Source organism: Streptomyces sp. NPDC058295 (assembly GCF_042880655.1).
GTDB lineage: Bacteria > Actinomycetota > Actinomycetes > Streptomycetales > Streptomycetaceae > Streptomyces > Streptomyces coriariae.
In genome coordinates, this window is the sequence record NZ_JBHVYO010000006.1 from 140,333 (window position 1) to 157,473 (window position 17,141).

The 17,141-nt window shown below is 72.4% G+C and carries 14 protein-coding genes; 7 read left to right on the plus strand and 7 right to left on the minus strand.

The window, feature by feature from the left end:
- Positions 1–32 precede the first annotated feature (32 nt).
- Entirely contained in the window at positions 33–1,229 is a 1,197-nt protein-coding gene (locus ACFVYS_RS08795) for an amidohydrolase family protein (RefSeq protein ID WP_389500141.1), read from the minus strand.
- Positions 1,230–1,406: 177 nt separating this feature from the next.
- On the opposite strand from ACFVYS_RS08795, the gene ACFVYS_RS08800 reads away from it, so the two are divergent.
- The gene (locus ACFVYS_RS08800) at positions 1,407–2,915 is read left to right on the plus strand and encodes a class I adenylate-forming enzyme family protein (RefSeq protein WP_389500143.1); all 1,509 of its coding nucleotides are present in this window, start codon (positions 1,407–1,409) and stop codon (positions 2,913–2,915) included.
- 419 nt (positions 2,916–3,334) lie between these two features.
- Here the strand turns inward: ACFVYS_RS08800 and ACFVYS_RS08805 are convergent, their stop codons facing one another.
- Entirely contained in the window at positions 3,335–3,847 is a 513-nt protein-coding gene (locus ACFVYS_RS08805) for an EF-hand domain-containing protein (RefSeq protein WP_389500144.1), read from the minus strand.
- A gap of 174 nt (positions 3,848–4,021) precedes the next feature.
- Complete coding sequence (locus ACFVYS_RS08810) at positions 4,022–4,402, minus strand: STAS domain-containing protein (RefSeq protein ID WP_389500146.1); 381 nt, start codon at positions 4,400–4,402, stop codon at positions 4,022–4,024.
- A gap of 319 nt (positions 4,403–4,721) precedes the next feature.
- Here ACFVYS_RS08810 and ACFVYS_RS08815 point away from each other — a divergent pair, with 319 nt between their 5' ends.
- Positions 4,722–5,312 (plus strand): sigma-70 family RNA polymerase sigma factor, encoded by a 591-nt coding sequence (locus ACFVYS_RS08815; RefSeq protein ID WP_389500147.1) that lies wholly within the window; start codon positions 4,722–4,724, stop codon positions 5,310–5,312.
- Between the two features lie 50 nt (positions 5,313–5,362).
- A complete protein-coding gene (locus tag ACFVYS_RS08820; protein WP_389500338.1) occupies positions 5,363–6,949 on the plus strand; it encodes an anti-sigma factor family protein in 1,587 nt (528 codons plus the stop codon).
- A gap of 133 nt (positions 6,950–7,082) precedes the next feature.
- On the opposite strand, the gene purU is transcribed toward ACFVYS_RS08820, so the two are convergent.
- Positions 7,083–7,967, minus strand: a complete 885-nt coding sequence (gene purU, locus ACFVYS_RS08825) for a formyltetrahydrofolate deformylase (protein ID WP_020130207.1) — start codon at positions 7,965–7,967, stop codon at positions 7,083–7,085.
- Between the two features lie 94 nt (positions 7,968–8,061).
- Positions 8,062–8,562 (minus strand): hypothetical protein, encoded by a 501-nt coding sequence (locus ACFVYS_RS08830; protein WP_078615735.1) that lies wholly within the window; start codon positions 8,560–8,562, stop codon positions 8,062–8,064.
- A gap of 118 nt (positions 8,563–8,680) precedes the next feature.
- Between ACFVYS_RS08830 and ACFVYS_RS08835 the strand changes: the two genes are divergently transcribed.
- Positions 8,681–10,009 carry an ABC transporter substrate-binding protein gene (locus tag ACFVYS_RS08835; RefSeq protein ID WP_389500149.1) on the plus strand — a complete coding sequence of 443 codons (1,329 nt, stop codon included), beginning with the start codon at positions 8,681–8,683 and terminating at the stop codon, positions 10,007–10,009.
- A 105-nt stretch (positions 10,010–10,114) separates the two neighbouring features.
- Here ACFVYS_RS08835 and ACFVYS_RS08840 read toward each other — a convergent pair whose 3' ends face one another.
- Both ACFVYS_RS08840 and ACFVYS_RS08845 read right to left on the minus strand, forming a co-directional pair.
- A complete protein-coding gene (locus ACFVYS_RS08840; RefSeq protein WP_389500151.1) occupies positions 10,115–12,013 on the minus strand; it encodes a hypothetical protein in 1,899 nt (632 codons plus the stop codon).
- 212 nt (positions 12,014–12,225) lie between these two features.
- Positions 12,226–13,611, minus strand: a complete 1,386-nt coding sequence (locus ACFVYS_RS08845; protein ID WP_389500153.1) for a transcriptional regulator — start codon at positions 13,609–13,611, stop codon at positions 12,226–12,228.
- Between the two features lie 335 nt (positions 13,612–13,946).
- Between ACFVYS_RS08845 and ACFVYS_RS08850 the strand changes: the two genes are divergently transcribed.
- From ACFVYS_RS08850 to ACFVYS_RS08860, 3 genes are read left to right on the plus strand one after another with little or no spacing between them, the layout of a single operon-like run.
- Positions 13,947–14,609 carry a bifunctional DNA primase/polymerase gene (locus ACFVYS_RS08850; RefSeq protein ID WP_389500155.1) on the plus strand — a complete coding sequence of 221 codons (663 nt, stop codon included), beginning with the start codon at positions 13,947–13,949 and terminating at the stop codon, positions 14,607–14,609.
- Between the two features lie 36 nt (positions 14,610–14,645).
- The gene (locus ACFVYS_RS08855; RefSeq protein ID WP_389500156.1) at positions 14,646–15,416 is read left to right on the plus strand and encodes an ABC transporter ATP-binding protein; all 771 of its coding nucleotides are present in this window, start codon (positions 14,646–14,648) and stop codon (positions 15,414–15,416) included.
- Entirely contained in the window at positions 15,413–17,020 is a 1,608-nt protein-coding gene (locus ACFVYS_RS08860) for a transporter (protein WP_389500158.1), read from the plus strand. The genes ACFVYS_RS08855 and ACFVYS_RS08860 overlap by 4 nt, the downstream gene beginning before the upstream one ends.
- Positions 17,021–17,141 lie beyond the last annotated feature (121 nt).

A 17,141-nucleotide genomic window follows, 5' to 3' on the forward strand; every position in this document is an offset into this window, starting at 1 on the left:
TGATCCCCTGAACCGCCTGATCCCCGGCCCGGCTACTTGTCGAGGTCCAGGTCCAGCATGCGGATCGCGTTGCCCCGCATGAGCTTGTAGACCGTCTCGTCGTCGAGACCCTTGACGTGGTCGAGGGCGACCTCCTTGGTGTGCGGGAAGGTCGAGTCGACGTGCGGGTAGTCGGTCTCGAAGGTCGCGTTGTCGCGCCCCACCACGTCCAGGGACGCGACCCCGTGCTTGTCGCGGAAGAAGCAGCAGAACATCTGCCGGTAGTAGTACGTGGACGGCGGCTCGGGGATGAGATCCCTGACCCCGCCCCACGCGCGGTGCTCCTCCCAGACGTCGTCGGCACGCTCCAGGGCGTACGGGATCCAGCCCATCTGGCCCTCGGAGTAGGCGAGTTTGAGGCGCGGGAACCGCACCAGCACCCCGCTGAAGAGGAAGTCCATCATCGAGGCCATCGCGTTGTTGAACGAAAGGGACGCCTGGACTGCCGGCGGTGCGTCCGGCGAGGCGGCCGGCATCTGCGAGGACGAACCGATGTGCATGTTGACGACCGTGCCGGTCTCCTCGCACACCGCGAAGAAGGGGTCCCAGTAGCCCGAGTGGATCGACGGCAGCCCGAGGTGGCTGGGGATCTCGGAAAAGGTCACCGCGCGCACCCCGCGGGCCGCGTTGCGCCGGATCTCGGCGACCGCCAGGCCGATGTCCCACAGGGGGATCAGGCAGAGCGGGATCAGCCGTCCGCCGCTGTCCCCGCACCACTCCTCGACCATCCAGTCGTTGTAGGCGCGCACACAGGCCAGCGCGACCTCCTTGTCGTGCGCCTCGGCGAAGGTCTGCCCGCAGAAGCGGGGGAAGGAGGGGAAACAGAGAGAGGCCTCGACGTGGTTGAGGTCCATGTCGGCCAGCCGGGCCTTCGGGTCCCAGCAGCCGCGCCGCATCTCCTCCCGGGTGATGCCCTCCAGCGTCATCTCGTCCCGGTCGAAGCCGACGGCGGCGATGTTGCGCTTGTACGGGAACTTCAGATCCTCGTAGATCCACCAGTCGGTGGGCTGGCCGTCCGGGTCCATCGTGATCTGGTACTTCCCGGCGACGTAGGCGAGCTCGCCGATCCCGGCGGTGAGGGGCTGCGGCCCCCGGTCCCGGTACCTCTGCGGCAGCCAGGTCGCGAAGAGGTGCGCGGGCTCGATCACATGGTCGTCGACGCTGACGATGCGCGGCAGTTCGGTGCTCATGGCTTCCCCTCCGCCTGGCGGAACGCCAGTTGTCCGATGGACGTGCTCCAGCTATCTGATGGCCCGTCAGATTGATTCTCCCCAGCAGGCTAGCCCCCGCCCCCTGGACCGACAAGGCGACCAGCCCTACGCTCTGCCCAAAATCTGACAGCCCGTCAGTTACGCCAGGGGGCCGATGTGAACGACACCGCCACCGCCCACGAGCTGAGCGCGTCCCGCACCCTCTGGGACCTGCTCGCCCGCCGCGCCGACCTGACCCCGGGCCGCCAGGTCCTCCTCCAGGACGACCGGGCCCTCACCTTCGGCGAGCTGCGCGAGAGCGCCGAGCGGGTCGCGGCCGGCCTGCACGACATGGGTGTACGCCCCGGCACGGTCGTCGCCTGGCAGCTGCCCACCCGCCTGGAGACGGCCGTCCTGTCCTTCGCGCTCGCCCGCCTGGGGGCCGTCCAGTCGCCCGTCATCCCCTTCTACCGCGACCGCGAGGTCGGCTTCGCGCTGCGCGAGTCGAAGGCGGAGTTCTTCGCGGTGCCGGGCGTCTGGCGCGGCTTCGACCACGCCGAGATGGCACGGCGACTGGGCGCGAAGGGCGTCTTCGAGGCGTACGACGAGCTGCCCGACGGGGACCCGGCCGTGCTTCCGCCACCGCCCGACGAGGGCACCTCGGTGCGCTGGATCTACTGGACCTCGGGCACCACCTCCGACCCCAAGGGCGTGCTGCACACCGACCGTTCGCTGATCGCGGGCGGCTCCTGCCTCGCCCACGCGCTGCGCCTCACCGCGGACGACGTCGGCTCGATGGCGTTCCCGTACGCCCACATCGCCGGCCCCGACTACACCGTCATGCTGCTGCTGTACGGCTTCCCCGCGGTGATGTTCGAGCACTTCGCGCTGCCGGACGCGCTGGACGGGTACCGGCGGCACGGGGTGACGGTCGCGGGCGGGTCGACGGCGTTCTACTCGATGTTCCTCACCGAGCAGCGCAAGCGGCCGGACACGCCGCTGATCCCCTCGCTGCGGCTGCTCGCGGGCGGCGGAGCGCCCAAGCCGCCCGAGGTGTACCACGCCGTCGTACGCGAGATGGGGGTGCAGCTGACGCACGGGTACGGGATGACCGAGGTGCCGATGATCACCATGGGGGCGCCGGACGACACCGCGGAGAACCTCGCGACGACGGAGGGCCGGCCCCCGGAGGGCATGCGGATACGCGTGGTGGACGGCGAGGTGCGGCTGCGCGGCGAGGCCGTGTGCCAGGGGTATCTGGATCCCGCCCAGACGGCCGAGGCGTTCGACGCGGAGGGGTTTCTGCGCACCGGCGACCTGGGGCACGTGACCGGCAGCGGGCATCTGGTCCTCACCGGGCGGCTGAAGGACGTCATCATCCGCAAGGGGGAGAACGTGTCGGCCAAGGAGATCGAGGACCTGCTCGCCGCCCACCCGGCCGTCGGGGACGTGGCGGTGATCGGCCTGCCCGACGCGGAGCGCGGGGAACTGGTGTGCGCGGTGGTGGAGCGGGCGCCGGGAACCCGGGAGCCTTTGACGCTCGCGGCGATGACCTCGTACCTGCGCGCGGGCGGCCTGTCGGTCCACAAGCTGCCGGAGCGCCTGGAGGTGGTCGACGCCCTGCCGCGCAACGACACCCTGCGCAAGGTCCTGAAGTACAAGCTCCGCGACCGCTTCTCCCACTGAGCACGGCTCGGACGAGTACCCCTCGGGCACGTACCGGTCGGGCGACCGCCTGCTCGGGTGGCTGCGTGCTCGGGGCTACCGGTCGGCTGGGTGCCGCTCGGGCTACAGCCCGGCGGGTGACTGCCGGTCGGCTGCGTGCCGCTCCGAGGGCTGCCTGCCCGGGTGACTGCGTACTCGGGTCGCTACCGGTCGGCTGAGTGCCGGTCGCCGCTCGCGTGACTGCTTGCTCGGGTGGCTACCGGTCGGCTGAGTGCCGCTCGGGCTACTGCCCGGCGGGTGACTGCCGGTCGGCTGCGTGCCGCTCCGAGGGCTGCCGGTCGGCTGCGTGCCGCTGCGGCGACTGCCTGCCCGGGTGACTGCTCGCTCGGGTGGCTGCCGTCGGTTGCGTACCGCTCGGGTGGCTGCCGGTCGGCTGGGGGCTACTCGGCGACCGTGAAGTAGCGGGCGAAGGCGGGGACGATCTCCGCCTCGCCGACCTTGCCGTCCGCGTCGGCGTCGAGGACGTCTGCGGCCCCCCGGGCGACCTCTTCGGGCGCTCCCAGCGCCCTGAGCACCCGTACCGTGTCCGCGACCGTGGCCCGGCCGTCGCCGTCGGGGTCGGCGATGTCCAGGGCCGCGTGCAGGAAGGGGCGGGCGATCTCGGCGAACCGCTCCGGGTTGTCACGCAGGCGCTTGACCGCGCCGTTCACGAACTCGTCCCGGCTGATGCGCTGGTCGCCGTCCCGGTCGGCGATGCCTGCCATGCCCTGCCAGAACGCCTCGGCGCCCGCGTACAGCGCCTGCCCCTTGTCGGACCGGGCCGCGGTGCCGAACTCGGCGAGCAGCGCCTTGGCCGCCGAGCCGAAGTCCACCCGGTCGATGTAGCCGTTGCCGTCCTGGTCGAAGGTGGCGAACCGGGCGGCGATCCTGCGCTCGTACTCACTGCTGACCATGTCTTCTCGGGCCGCCTTACGTCATCGCGTGGAGATTCTGCTGGGAGTGGTTCCGGCAGGGAGCGTACGACGCCGGCGACTCCCGGGCAGCGGGAAAGCGACGCCTGTACCAAGACCGGGGAAATTCTGGGACGAGGGTGTAGCGGAGCGAGCCCAGTGGGGGCCCGCGCGGCCCTACGCCGAGAGCGGTTCCGTCCCCTCGTCCACGGCGGCCGTGAGGTCCCCGTAGACGTCGAAGAGGCGGCGGACGCCCAGCGCGCCCAGCACCCGGTTGACGTGGGAGCCCTCCGCCGCGCCCCGCGCGGGAAGTATCAGGCGCAGCCGTCCCCGGCAGGAGCGGATGAGGCGGCGCGAGGCGATGAGGACACCGACGCCGCTGGAGTCGCAGAAGTACACCTCGGACAGGTCCAGGACGAGACTGTGACGCCCCTCGGCCACCTCGTCGTGCACCTTCTGACGCAGTACCGGCGACGTCACCAGGTCCAGCTCGCCCGACACCTGGAGCACGGCCCATCCGCCCTGCTCCCAGCCGGTCACTTTGAAGGCCACCACCACGCCCTTCGCTCGCTGTAGCTCGCGGAAAACGGAAGCTGTCCCTTCGCTTCCTTGCAGCGCGGCTGCCCAGCGGCCGTGCCCCGAAACACCGAAGGAAAAACAGAAACGGAGAGAAAGAGGCTTGTTCCAGTCACATCCAGTCCGGTTCGATCCTTCCCTGTCGGGTAGGCGCCGCCCATACCACCCTCTCGCGGACAGGGGGCGCACATTGAAACAAAGGGGCGTGCGTTGTCGGACGTGCCGACTACATTCGAGGTGACGGTGGACGCACGCTGGACACACGCACAGGCAGAGGCACGCGCACGGGTGAGGGGGCCGCATGGCGAAGAAGGACGCACCGCCCCGCTGGGACCGCAAGATGCAGCAACGACTCGCGCGCGGTGAGGCCGCCGCCCTCGGCGAGCTCTATGACCGATTCGCTTCGCTCGTGCACGGTCTCGCCCACCGCGTGCTCGGAGATGAACGGGCAGCCGACGGCATCACCCGCGAGGTCTTCGCGCATGTCTGGGAACATCCCGACGCCTACGACCCGAAGCAGGGCCCGCTGCGCACCTGGATCGCCTCGTTGGCCCACCGCCTCGCCGTGCAGCGCCTGCGCACCACCGAGACCGCCGCGCTGGCCCAGGCCCGTCCCGGCTCCGCCGAGGCGGCCGAGGAGCTGGAACGCAGGGTGCGGCACGCCTCCGTCGCCGCCCGCGCCGACTACATCGTCCAGGCCATGCCCGCCCCGCTGCGCGCCGCTCTGGAACTGGCCTACTTCCAGCGACGCGACTACCGCCAGACCGCGGCCGACCTCGGCGTCACCGAGGACGAGGCCCGCCGCCGGCTCCGCCTCGGTCTGCAACTCCTGTCCACCGCCCACGACTCGGCGGCCCCCGGGGCACCGCCCGAATACGGGGGTGCGGCGTGAGTGGCGAGAACGTGTTCCCGCCGCCCGAGGACGGCGGAAACGAAGAGGACATGAAGAGGGACCAGAAGAGGGACGAGGAGCGGGACCGGGAGAGGGACCAGGAGAAGCTTTCGGAGGAGGGCAGGGCAACGGCGTCCAGCGACGACGGCAACGGGCCGAGCGGCCCCGCCGGTTCCGGTGGCAACGGCCTCGGTGACAGCGGTCTCGGTGGCAGCGGTCTCGGTGGCAGCGGTTCCGGTGACGGAAACTGCGCGCCTCCGGAGCGCGAACCCGGCCGCCCGGCGCGCATCCCGCTCCCCCGCGCCTCCGTGGAGGACAGCGGGCTGCCGCTGCCGCCCGCGGAGCCCGTCGGCCCGGGACCGCTCACGCTCGAGCACTCGGTGCTCAAGTCCCTGCTGGGCGCCTGGGCACTGGCGGCCTGCTCGGCCGAGGAGACGGCGGCCGTCGAGGAGCACCTCGGCGACTGCGGAGCCTGCGCGGACGAGGCACGGCGGCTGCGCGAGGCGGTCGGCCTGCTCCAGCGTCCGGAGAGCCTCGACCTCGACCCGGGCCTGCGCACCCGCGTCCTCGACGGCTGTCTGACCCGGCGGCCGCCCCGCATCCCGGTGCCCGTCTGGGCGGCGTCGTACGACGCCGAGACCGCGCGGCTCGACGCCCTGCTCCAGGACTTCGGGGACGCCGAGTGGCATGCGCCGGTGCGGCTGCGCTGGTTCCGCGGTGAGGGTGCCACGAGCCGCCGGACCACCGTCGCCGGAGTCATCGCCCACCTGCTCGCCGTGGACGGGCTGGTGGCCGTCGCCCTCGGGCTCGACGACCCGCTGGCCCCGTTCACCACCGGCGACAGGCCGGGCGGGACCGACCAGATGAACGAGACGGACAGGACAGGCAAGGCGGACGCGGCAGGCGAGGCGGACAACGCGGATCAGAACCACGGGCGGGACGGGTCGACCCGGTCCGGCGGGCCGGTGGACACGCCGGCGCGGCGCACCGAGTCCTTCTGGGCGGGCTCGCACTTTCCGCCCACCCGTTCCGTGCGCGGCCCCTGGCGCGAACAGACCCACGCCCTGGTGCGGACGGTGTCCTTCACCGGTGGGGGTACCTCCCGCGCGAGCGAAGCCGAGCGTGGGGGAGGCCCCGGCACCATGCCGGTGTCGTACGGCGGCTTCGAACTGCCCCTGCGTGACGCCATGCTGGACCGGGCCTTCGAGTGCTGGGTGCACGCCGAGGACATCGCGGAGGCGGTCGACTACCCCTACGCGCCGCCCGCCCCACGCCACCTGCACGGCATGATCGACCTCGCCGCGCGGATGCTGCCCGAGACCCTCGCGGCCCGCCGCCGCGCGGGGCTCGCCACGCCCTCGCGCACCCGCCACCTGGTGACCGCGGGCCGCCCCGGCCGCAGTCTGCGTCTGGAGATCGAGGGTACGGGTGGCGGCCAGTGGCTGATCCCGCTGGACTCACCGGGCGCGGTGGGCTCCGCCGACCACGAGGTGGCCCACGTCGCCCTGGACGACGTGGAGTTCTGCCGCCTGGCCGCCGGCCATGTCTCCCCGGAGGAGGCGGCGGCGGGCCAGCTGGGCGACCGCGAGGCGATCAGGGACGTACTGTTCGCGGCGGCGTCACTGAGCCGGATGTAGCGGGATGTAGCCGGATGCGGCACCCGATGCAGCCGGACAGGGCCGGAGCCGCTCGGCGCCGGGCAGGAGCGCCGGCGGGACTGCCCGCCGATGCTCGCGACGACGTGCGACGACTCGCGGCGGTTCGGGACGGCTACGCGAAGACGACCGTGCGCCGTCCGTTGAGCAGGATCCGCCGCTCCGCGTGCCACTTCACGGCCCGTGCCAGCGCCTGGCACTCCACGTCCCGCCCGACGGCGACGAGCTGGTCCGGCGTGACGCCGTGCCCCACGCGCTCGACCTCCTGCTCGATGATCGGCCCCTCGTCGAGGTCGGCCGTCACATAGTGCGCCGTCGCGCCGATCAGCTTCACGCCCCGCGCGTGCGCCTGGTGGTACGGCTTGGCGCCCTTGAAGCTCGGCAGGAAGGAGTGGTGGATGTTGATGATCCGGCCACTGAGCTGCTTGCACAGGTCGTCGGAGAGGACCTGCATGTAGCGGGCGAGGACGACCAGCTCGACGTCCTGCTCCCGCACCAGCTCGAGCAGCTGCGCCTCGGCCTCCGCCTTGTTCTCCCTCGTCACCGGGATGTGGCGGAAGGGGATGTTGTACGAGCCCACCAGCTCGGCGAAGTCGGTGTGGTTGGACACCACGGCCGCGATCTCCACCGGCAGCGCGCCGATGCTGGCGCGGAACAGCAGGTCGTTCAGGCAGTGCCCGAACTTGCTGACCATGAGGACGACGCGCATCTTCTCGTCGGCCCGGTTGATCTGCCAGTCCATGTGGAAGGAGTCGCCGATCGCCGCGAAGCTCGCCCGGAGCTTGTCCACGGTCACCGGGGGCTCGGCCGAGAAGTGGACGCGCAGGAAGAACAGACCCGTGTCGTGGTCACCGAACTGCTGACTGTCCTCGATGTTGCAGCCGGTCATGAAGAGATAGCTCGACACGGCGTGCACGATGCCCTGCTTGTCGGGGCAGGAAAGGGTGAGGACGTACTGGTCGGCGGCGGTTGCCGCGGCTCGGGTGGGCTGCGCGTTCATGCCCGACAGGGTCGCACACCGGCCACCGCCGTGGGCAATCGTCCCGCAGGACGGAACACGGCGCCCGCCCCGCTTTCCCGGCCCCGCCCGCGGTTCACGCGGCGCGCGTCATGATCCGCAGCACCTCGAGGGTGCGCGGCGGCGCGTCGGCGTCGTCGCCGTCGCTCGCCGCCATCCGCACATGCGCGTCCCGCGCCGCCCGTACCGCCTCCGGCCACGCCTCGTGGTCGACGTACGCGGAGACCGGGGCGTCCGGCCCGACCTGGTGCATGATCCGCAGCACCCGCAGCACGGCGGTGTCCACGAGGGCCGCCTCCTGCGAGTCGCGGAAGATCGTGCCGACGTACTTCTCGGCGGACCAGTTGTCGAGCCAGGTGTCCTCGACGAGGCGGTACACGGCGTCGGTGACGTCCCCGTACCCCTCGACGCCGGCCAGCCAGACGTTCTGCTGGAACACCGGGTCGGAGAGCATGTGCAGCGCGGAGCGCACATTGCTGCGCCAGCGCCACCACGGCATGTCGTTGAGTGGCATGCCGCCCATGGTGGGGGAGCGACGGCCGCGACGGGAAGAGTTCTCCGAACCTTGCACGGTCATAGATCGTACGTTTCCCCGCCCCACGTACCGCACGTGCCCCCGTAATTCACCTTGCCGTCACCACCCGTTGACCGTGGGTCACTCCCAGGTTAGTGATGTGACGGAATCGTGCGTGTCCATGACCGGCAAGCGACGCACAGCAACGCGAAGCACCTTCCTCCCCAGGTCCTTCCGCTTCACCAGGTCCGTCAGAACGACCGCCCTCTCGGCGGGTGCCCTGGCCGCCTGCGCGTCACTCGCCGTCGGCTGCGGGGTCGTCCCCGGTGTCTCGGGGGGCGCCGGGGACGACCCGATCGTCGTCATGACGTGGGCGCCCGAGGAGACGTCCGCCACCAACAAGCCGGGCATGCCCGCCTTCGCCCTCGCCTACGCCCGCTGGATCAACGCGAACGGCGGCCTGAACGGCCGCAAGCTCAAGGTCCTGACCTGCAACGACCACAACGACACGGTGTCCGCGGCGACGTGTGCCCGGCGCGCGGTCAAGGAGAAAGCGGTCGCCGTGGTCGGCTCCTACAGCCAGCACTCCGACGCGTTCTTCCCGCACCTGGAAGGCGCCGGAATCCCCTACATAGGCGGCTACGGCGTCACGAACGCCGAGTTCACCAGCCCGCTGTCCTACCCCGTCAACGGCGGCCAGCCCTCGCTGCTGGCCGGCCTCGGCAAGGAGCTCGGCGCGACCTGCGGTCCCGTCTCGCTCGTCCGCCCCGACACCATCGCCGGCGACGCGCTGCCCCCGATGCTCAACGCCGGACTGACCGCGGGCGGGCACGACAAGGCCGAGGACCAGCGGGCTCCGGAGGACGCCACCGAGTACGCGACGCAGGCCGAGGCCGCCATGAAGAACGCGACCGGCGACGCGGCCGGGGACGGCAAGGGGTGCGTGGTGACCGCGCTCGGGGACCGCACCGCCACCTTCATGGACTCGTTCCGGCGCACCCGCGCGGACTACCCCGACGTCCGCTCCGGCACCGTCCTCGGCAGCGTCGACCAGACGGTCATCAACGCCGCCGGTGCCGCCTCCGGACCCTTCGAGGGCGCCTACGTCACCGGCTGGTACCCGGTGACGAGCGACCCGGCCTGGGCGCCGATGAAGAAGGTGATCAGCGAGGAGGCGTTCTCCGACACCCGGGTCGACCCCACCGACACCGGCGTGCAGACCACCTGGATCGCCTACACCGTGTTCCGGCAGGCCGTGGAGTCCCTGGACGGCGGCGAGGTGACCGCCGACTCCGTACGGGGCGCCCTGGACGACGGGCTGAAGGTCACCACCGGCGGACTCACGCCGACGCTTCGCTGGGAGTTCACCGACCAGCTCGCCTCCATCGGCTTCCCCCGTCTGGTCAACGCCGACGTCACCCTCCAGGCGGTGCAGAAGGGCCGCCTGGTGGCCGCCAAGAAGGGCTTCGTGGACGTGACGAAGACCCTGGAGAAGGCCGACATCGACTGACCCGCCCCATCCGGCCGCCCCGGGCACCCGGCCGGCCTGGCTGGGCCGGTCGACCCGGCTGACCGGGCCGACCCCGCCCCTGCGACGGCGTCGGCCGGTCCGCGTCTACAACTGGGTGGGCTGGCGCTCCGTCAGGCCGTACGTCCGCGCGATCTTGTTCCACAGCTTCGCGGCCTGCGTCTTCTGGGCGCTGGCGGTGCCGCTCGCGCGGTTGCCGGCCTGGGTCTCGGAAGTGGTGCGGGCCGAGCCCTTCTTGCAGCTCTTGTTCTTGCTGCCGGCGACCTGGTCGGCCCAGGTCGCGTAGTGGTTGTCGGCGGACGCGGACGCCTGCCACGCCTTGGTGAGGGCCGTGGTCAGCGCGGTGTGGTCCGGCAGCTGGTCGACCTTCAGCGCGGACAGTCTGGTGACCAGTTCGGAGCGCTGCTTCGCCGCGTCCCGCAGGTCCGTGGCGGCCTGGGCGAGATTGCCGCACGCCTTCACGTCGGCCACGGCGCTGATCACGCTGGCCCGGCTGCTGCCGCTGTCCGCGAGCAGCTTGTCGAGCTCGACGGCCTGCTGCTCGGCCGCGCCGGTGGACGCCGACGCGGACCCCTCGGTCGCGGGGGCCGACGCGGCGACGGTCTGGTTGTCGTCGCCCTCGCCACCACCCCCGCCCGCGAGCATCGCGCCCGCGCCGACGCCGACGACCGCGAGCGCCACGCCGACCGCCGCGAACAACGGCAGCCGCGAGCCGGTACGGCCTCCCCGGCCGCCGCCGTCGTCACGCGCCCCGCGCCGCCCACCCGCCGCCGGGTCACCGGGCGGGGTGTAGGCGGGCTGCGGGGAACGGGCCGCGGGCCCGGCGCCGTAGCCCGGTGCGCCACCGCGGCCGCCCGGACCGCCGTGTCCGCGTCCGGGGGTGTCCGGCTCGGAGAAGCGCGGGAGCTGCTGCGTGGATCCTGCCGGGCTGTCGGTGGCCGGCCCGCTGCGGAAGAGGTTCTCGAACTCGGCGGGCGGCTGCCGGTCGCCCTCGCCCTGCGCGGCGACGGGCGGGATGTACTGCGTGGGCTCGGAGTCGGAGTACGCGCCGGGCTGCGTCCCGGGGGCCGGCATCGGCCCCGGTGCGTTGTGCGGGGTACGGCCCAGGAACTGGGTCGACTCGGCCGGCACCTCGGGCGGCAGCGCGCCGGGGGCGACCGGCGGTATGTACTGCGTCGCGCCCTCGTCGACGGGGGCGGCGGGGACGGGCGGCAGGTACTGCGTCGCGCCCTCGTCGGCGGCGCCGGGTCCGGCGAACTGCGGCGGGTACGGGCCACGGCCGTCGGCGGCCGGGTCGGCCGGGACCGGCGGTATGTACTGCGTCGCGCCGTCGTCGATCGAAGCGGGGGCGGCGGGCGGCAGGGGTGCGCCCGGCGCCGGTGCGCTCTCCGGCGGGAGCGGGCCCGCGCCCGCCGGGGTGCCGCCGTTCCACGGGGCCGGCTGCCCGCTGTCCCACTGCGCCTGCGGCTGCTGCTGCTGCTCCGAGTACTGAGGCTGCTGCGAGTACTGAGGCTGGTGCTGGTGTCCCTGGTCCGTTCGGCCAGGGCCGTCCGGCTGGTCCGCCGGGAGCGGCCAGCCCTGGGCGGACTGCTGCGGCCCGTGCTGCCCCGGGGCGGGCGTCTGCCGGCCGGGACCCCAGGGGTCCCCCCAGGTCTGTCCACCCGCCGGCGCCTGCTGCCCGTACTCAGGCTGCCCCTGGGGCGCCTGCTGCCCGTGCTGCCCGTGCTGCCCGTAGTCCGGTTGCCCGTACTGCTGCTGCCCGTACTCGTCCTGGCCGTACTGCTGCTGCCCGTACTGCTGCTGAGCGCCGTACTGGTCGGACGGGTGGCCCGACGGCGGCCCCGACGGCGGTCCCTGGCGGGGTACCGGCCGCGGCGGGTTCGTCGTCATCCCCGGCAGCAGGGGTTCCCCACCGTCGGAGGGCAGCACGATGCCTTCGCGCGCGGGTTGCGCCGAGGGCTCCTCGCCCTGTCCACTCTGCGTCACCGGGACTCCTACGAATGGGGGACCTTCGGAATCGTCGGCTCACGCTACCGGGTCCCCGGAACCCCGTGCCACGCAGCTCAGAACGTGATCTCCCTCCACCGGGTCGGACAGTGACCTCGGTGACAGATCCGGAGCGCCGTGCGCTGTATCCGTCCCGCCTTCCGCGCGACCATGCCGTTTCCCGCGTGTTCACGCGGCGGCGCCCCGTCCGTTCACGCCGCGGTCTGCAACTCCAGCCGCGCCCCGAACTCCCTTACCACCGACTCGTCCCGGAACGGTTCCAGCCGTACCTGGAGGTCCTCCAGGTACTCCGCGCCCCGGTTGGAGCGGAGCGTCTCGAGGAGCTCGACCGCCTTGAGGCCCGTGTGGCAGGCCTGCTCGATCTCGCGCTGCTGCACCTGCGCGGTGGCCAGCAGGACGTAGCCGATCGCGCGCCGGCGCGCACGGCTCTCCGGGTGCCCGGCCAGGGACTGTTCGGCGCAGCGCGCCGCCGCCTCGGCCTGGCCCAGGTCGCGGTGGCAGTGCGCCAACTCGTCGGCCAGATAGGCCTCGTCGAAGTGCGCGATCCACGCGGGGTCGTCCCCGGCGGACGGCTCGGCCGCCTCCAGCGCCGAGATCGCCCGCCCGGACGCCGCCTGCGCCCCGCGCGCGTCCCCCAGCAGCGCGTGGCCGCGTGCCTCTGCCGCGAGGAACATCGCCTCCGCACGCGGCGTCACCCGTCCCCGCGCCCCTTCCTGCGCGGCGCGCGCCAACTGCGCGATCTCCCGCGGGTTTCCGAGCTGCGCGGCGAGGTGGCTCATGGACGCGGCGAGGACGTACCCGCCGTACCCCCTGTCGCCCGCCGCCTGGGCGAGCCGCAGGGCCTGGATGTAGTAGCGCTGGGCGAGGCCGGGTTGGCCGGTGTCGACGGCCATGTAGCCGGCCAGTTCCGTCAACCGGGCCACGGCCGCGAAGAGTTCCCGGCCCACCGCCTCCCGGTAGGAGCCGGCCAGCAGGCCCGAGACGACGCTGTTGAGGTAGTGCACGACGACCGGGCGCACATGCCCGCTGCCGTACTGGTGGTCCAGGTCGACCAGCGCCTGGGTCATCGCCTTGACGGCCGCGACGTCGGAGAGGCCCACCCGGGGGCCGGCCGCCCGCGCCACCTGCGCGTCGGGGGAGGAGATCAGCCAGTCGCGGCTCGGCTCGACCAACGCGGAGGCGGCCACCGACGAACCGGAGAGGAAGTCGCGTCGGCCCACGTCACTGCGCCACAGTTCGCAGACCTGCTCGATAGCCCCCAGTACCGTCGGCGAGAACTGGAGACCCACGCCCGAGGCGAGGTTCTTGCCGTTGGCCATGCCGATCTCGTCGATCGTGACCGTACGGCCGAGCTTGCGGCCCAGCGCCTCGGCGATGATCGCCGGGGCGCGGCCCCGCGGCTGCTGTCCGCGCAGCCAACGGGCCACGGACGTCTTGTCGTAGCGCAGGTCGAGTCCGTGCTCGGCGCCGCACATGTTGACGCGGCGGGCGAGCCCTGCGTTCGAGCACCCCGCCTCCTGGATGAGCGCCTGCAACCGTTCGTTCGGTTGCCTCGCGACTAGCGGCCTTGCGGCCATGGGCACTACCCCCTGTGGCTGCGGTGACCGGGACGGCGGGTGCCCGCCCACACACCGAGTTGACGTGTCTTCCACCGAAAAGTTCCGGCCGAGAAGATCAATGCCCCACAGCCGCAGCGAAAATGCGAGGCATGTGAGGATTGCCAAGACTTGCCGAGGAATACAGAGAATTGCCGGGTTACCGGCGGACGCCCGCCCCCCTCTACCTGGTTACCCGCTCCCGCGCCCGTTCCTCCCGCGCGCCCCCGCCCGTGCTCCCATGCGCCCCGGACGCGGAATCGATGCTCCTCCCCCGCGCAATGTGGCGGGCGTAACCCCTGGTGACGACTAGAGTTGTGTTCATCGTGGAAGAGACCATCGCGGGCGCCGAAGCCACTCAAATCCCGAAGCAGCGCGGGGAATCGCTGCTCGAGACCGCTGTTCGCTACGCCGAGGAACGTCATTGGGACGTGTTCCCCGGCACCTGGCTGGAACCCGTCGACGGACTGCAGCGCTGCTCCTGCGGCGACGGCGCGTGTGCGGCACCGGGCGCGCACCCCGCGCGCCCCGACTGGGCGACCCAGGCCACCGGCAGCGCGACGGTCGCGCGCCGGATGTGGCAGAAGCAGCCGACCGCCTCGATCCTGCTGCCGACCGGGCGTACGTTCGACGCGATCTCCGTTCCGGAGACGGCCGGGTTCCTCGCGCTGGCACGGATGGAGCGGATGGAGTTGACGCTCGGTCCCGTCACGTTGACGCCGGACCGGCGGATGCAGTTCTTCGTGCTGCCGGGGGCGGCGGCGAAGGTGCCGGACCTGGTGCGCAAGCTGGGCTGGTCGCTGGGCGCGCTCGATCTCCTGACGCTCGGCGAGGGCATGTGGGTCGCCGCGCCGCCCACGCGGTTCGGGTCCCGGGGTGCCGTGCAGTGGGCGTGCCGGCCCACCGCCGCGAACCGCTGGCTGCCGGACGCGGAGGAGTTGATCTCGCCGCTCGCCTACGCCTGCGGGCGGGATCGCTGACCCCCTGGGGCGCTTTCTCCGCCGTAGGGTTCGTGCATGACGTCCGTACGCGTGCGTAACCTCTGGAAGCGGTTCGGGCAGCAGGTCGCCGTAGCCGGGATCGATCTCGATCTGCCGTCCGGGAAGTTCATCGGGCTCGTCGGGCCGAACGGCGCCGGGAAGACCACGACCCTGTCGATGGTGACCGGGCTGTTGCGGCCCGATCAGGGGTCCGTCGAGGTGGTCGGGCACGACGTGTGGCGCGATCCCGTCGAGGTGAAGGCACGGATCGGCGTGCTGCCGGAAGGGCTACGGCTGTTCGAGCGGCTGTCAGGGCGTGAACTTCTCGGCTACAGCGGGCGGTTGCGGGGGCTGCCGGGCGCCGAGGTCGACAAGCGGGCCACGCAACTGCTCGACGTCCTCGATCTGGCCGGGGCCCAGCACAAGCTCGTCGTCGACTACTCGACCGGCATGCGGAAGAAGATCGGGCTCGCGGCCGCGCTGCTGCACAACCCCGAAGTGCTCTTCCTCGACGAGCCGTTCGAGGGCGTCGACCCGGTGTCCGCGCAGATCATCCGGGGAGTGCTGGAGCGGTACACCGCGTCCGGGGCGACGGTCGTCTTCTCCTCCCATGTCATGGAGCTCGTCGAGTCGCTGTGCGACTGGGTGGCGGTGCTGGCGGCGGGGCGGATCCGGGCGCACGGGACGCTGGAGGAGGTGCGGGGTTCGGCTCCCTCCTTGCAGCAGGCGTTCCTCGAACTCGTCGGGGCGCACGGGCGGGACACCGGTTCCGACCTCGACTGGCTGGGCGGCGGGGCGGCCCGGTGAGCGAGCCGACCTCCCCACCGGGCCTCGTCCCCACCGTCGTACGGCTGAAGCTGTCGCTGCTGCGCAACGGGCTGCGGCAGTCGGGTGGGCGGCGGGCCGCGTACGTCGCCTCGGCCGTCGTCACGCTGCTGTTCGCCGCGCTTCAGCTGCTCGGACTGATCGCGTTGCGCGGGCACGACCACGCGGTGTCGCTGGTGGTGCTGCTCGCGGCGGTGCTGGGGCTGGGCTGGGCGGTGATGCCGCTGTTCTTCCCCAGCGGTGACGAGACCCTGGACCCGACCCGGCTGGTGATGCTGCCGCTGCGGCCCCGGCCGCTGGTGCGGGCGCTGCTCGCGGCTTCCCTGGTGGGCATCGGGCCGCTGTTCACGCTGCTGATGCTGGTGGGGTCGGTGGTGTCCGTGGCGCACGGGGCCGCCGCGTGGACGGTAGGCGTGCTCGCCGTCGCCCTCGGGCTGCTGGTGTGCGTGGCGCTCGCCCGGGCCGTGGCCGCCGCCAACATCCGGCTGCTGACCAGCCGTAAGGGACGCGATCTCGCGGTGCTGAGCGGGCTGGTCATCGCGATCGGGGCGCAGGTCGTCAACTTCGGGGCGCAGCGGCTCGGGACGTCCGGTCTCGGGCAGCTCGATCCGGCGGCGGACGTGCTGCGCTGGCTGCCGCCCGCCTCGGCGATCGGCGCGGTGGACTCGGTGAGCGAGGGCGCGTACGGGACGGCCGCCGCGCAGATCGCCGTCAGCGCGGGCGCTCTGGTGCTGCTGGTGCGGGTGTGGACGCGGAGCCTGACCCGGCTGATGATCTCGCCCGACGGCTCCACCCTCCAGGCGGCCGAGCCGGCCGCGCGGAAACGGCGGAGCTCGGCGGGGCTCGGGCGGCTGCTGCCGGGCGGGCGCACCGGCACCGTGATGGAGCGCGGTCTGCGCTACATCTGGCGCGACCCGAAGACGAAGGCGGCCTGGGTGACCTCGCTGGCCATCGGGCTGATCGTGCCGGTCTTCAACGCCCTGCAGGGCACCGGCTCGATCTACTTCGCCTGCTTCGCCGCCGGGATGCTCGGCATCCAGATGTACAACCAGTTCGGGCAGGACACGTCCGCGTTCTGGATGGTCGCGATGACGATCTCCTCGCGCCGGGACGCATACGTCGAGCTGCGCGCCCGGGCGCTGGCCCTGCTGCTGATCACCCTGCCGTACGCGACGCTGGTGACCGTGCTGACGACGGCGATGCTCGGCGACTGGTCGAAGCTGCCCGAGGCGCTGGGGCTGTCGCTCGCGCTGCTCGGCGCGATGCTGGCGACGGGTGCCTGGACCTCGGCCCGCTTTCCCTACTCGATCCCGCAGGAGGGCTACAAGAACGTCGCCCCCGGCCAGGCCGGTCTCGCCTGGATCGCGATCTTCGGCGGGATGGTCTCGGCCGCCCTGCTGTGCGCGCCCGTCATCGCGGTGACGATCTGGCTGCACGTCACCGAGGGCGGGGATTCCTGGACCTGGCTGCTGCTGCCGGGGGGCGCGGTGTACGGCGCGGCGATCACGCTGCTGGGACTGCGTCTGGCCGCTCCCCGGACGGCGACGCGCCTCCCGGAGATCCTGACGGCGGTGAGCAAGGGCTGACCGCCCCACCGCGCGATCGCCCGACCGCCGGTCCGGTCGCCCGCGACCGCCCGACGTCCGCGGGCGACCGGACCGCGTGCCTCGGGAGGGCTTCGGCGGGGGTGGGAGAGGGCCTGAGCGG

What these genes read in the sequence shown, in the direction of transcription:
- ACFVYS_RS08830 (WP_078615735.1), bottom strand. Translation starts at nt 8,562, where the DNA reads ATGACCGTGCAAGGTTCGGAGAACTCTTCCCGTCGCGGCCGTCGCTCC.
- ACFVYS_RS08820 (WP_389500338.1), top strand. Translation starts at nt 5,363, where the DNA reads ATGAAGAGGGACCAGAAGAGGGACGAGGAGCGGGACCGGGAGAGGGAC.
- ACFVYS_RS08855 (WP_389500156.1), top strand. Translation starts at nt 14,646, where the DNA reads ATGACGTCCGTACGCGTGCGTAACCTCTGGAAGCGGTTCGGGCAGCAG.
- ACFVYS_RS08805 (WP_389500144.1), bottom strand. Translation starts at nt 3,847, where the DNA reads ATGGTCAGCAGTGAGTACGAGCGCAGGATCGCCGCCCGGTTCGCCACC.
- ACFVYS_RS08795 (WP_389500141.1), bottom strand. Translation starts at nt 1,229, where the DNA reads ATGAGCACCGAACTGCCGCGCATCGTCAGCGTCGACGACCATGTGATC.
- ACFVYS_RS08835 (WP_389500149.1), top strand. Translation starts at nt 8,681, where the DNA reads ATGACCGGCAAGCGACGCACAGCAACGCGAAGCACCTTCCTCCCCAGG.
- ACFVYS_RS08845 (WP_389500153.1), bottom strand. Translation starts at nt 13,611, where the DNA reads ATGGCCGCAAGGCCGCTAGTCGCGAGGCAACCGAACGAACGGTTGCAG.
- ACFVYS_RS08815 (WP_389500147.1), top strand. Translation starts at nt 4,722, where the DNA reads ATGGCGAAGAAGGACGCACCGCCCCGCTGGGACCGCAAGATGCAGCAA.
- purU (WP_020130207.1), bottom strand. Translation starts at nt 7,967, where the DNA reads ATGAACGCGCAGCCCACCCGAGCCGCGGCAACCGCCGCCGACCAGTAC.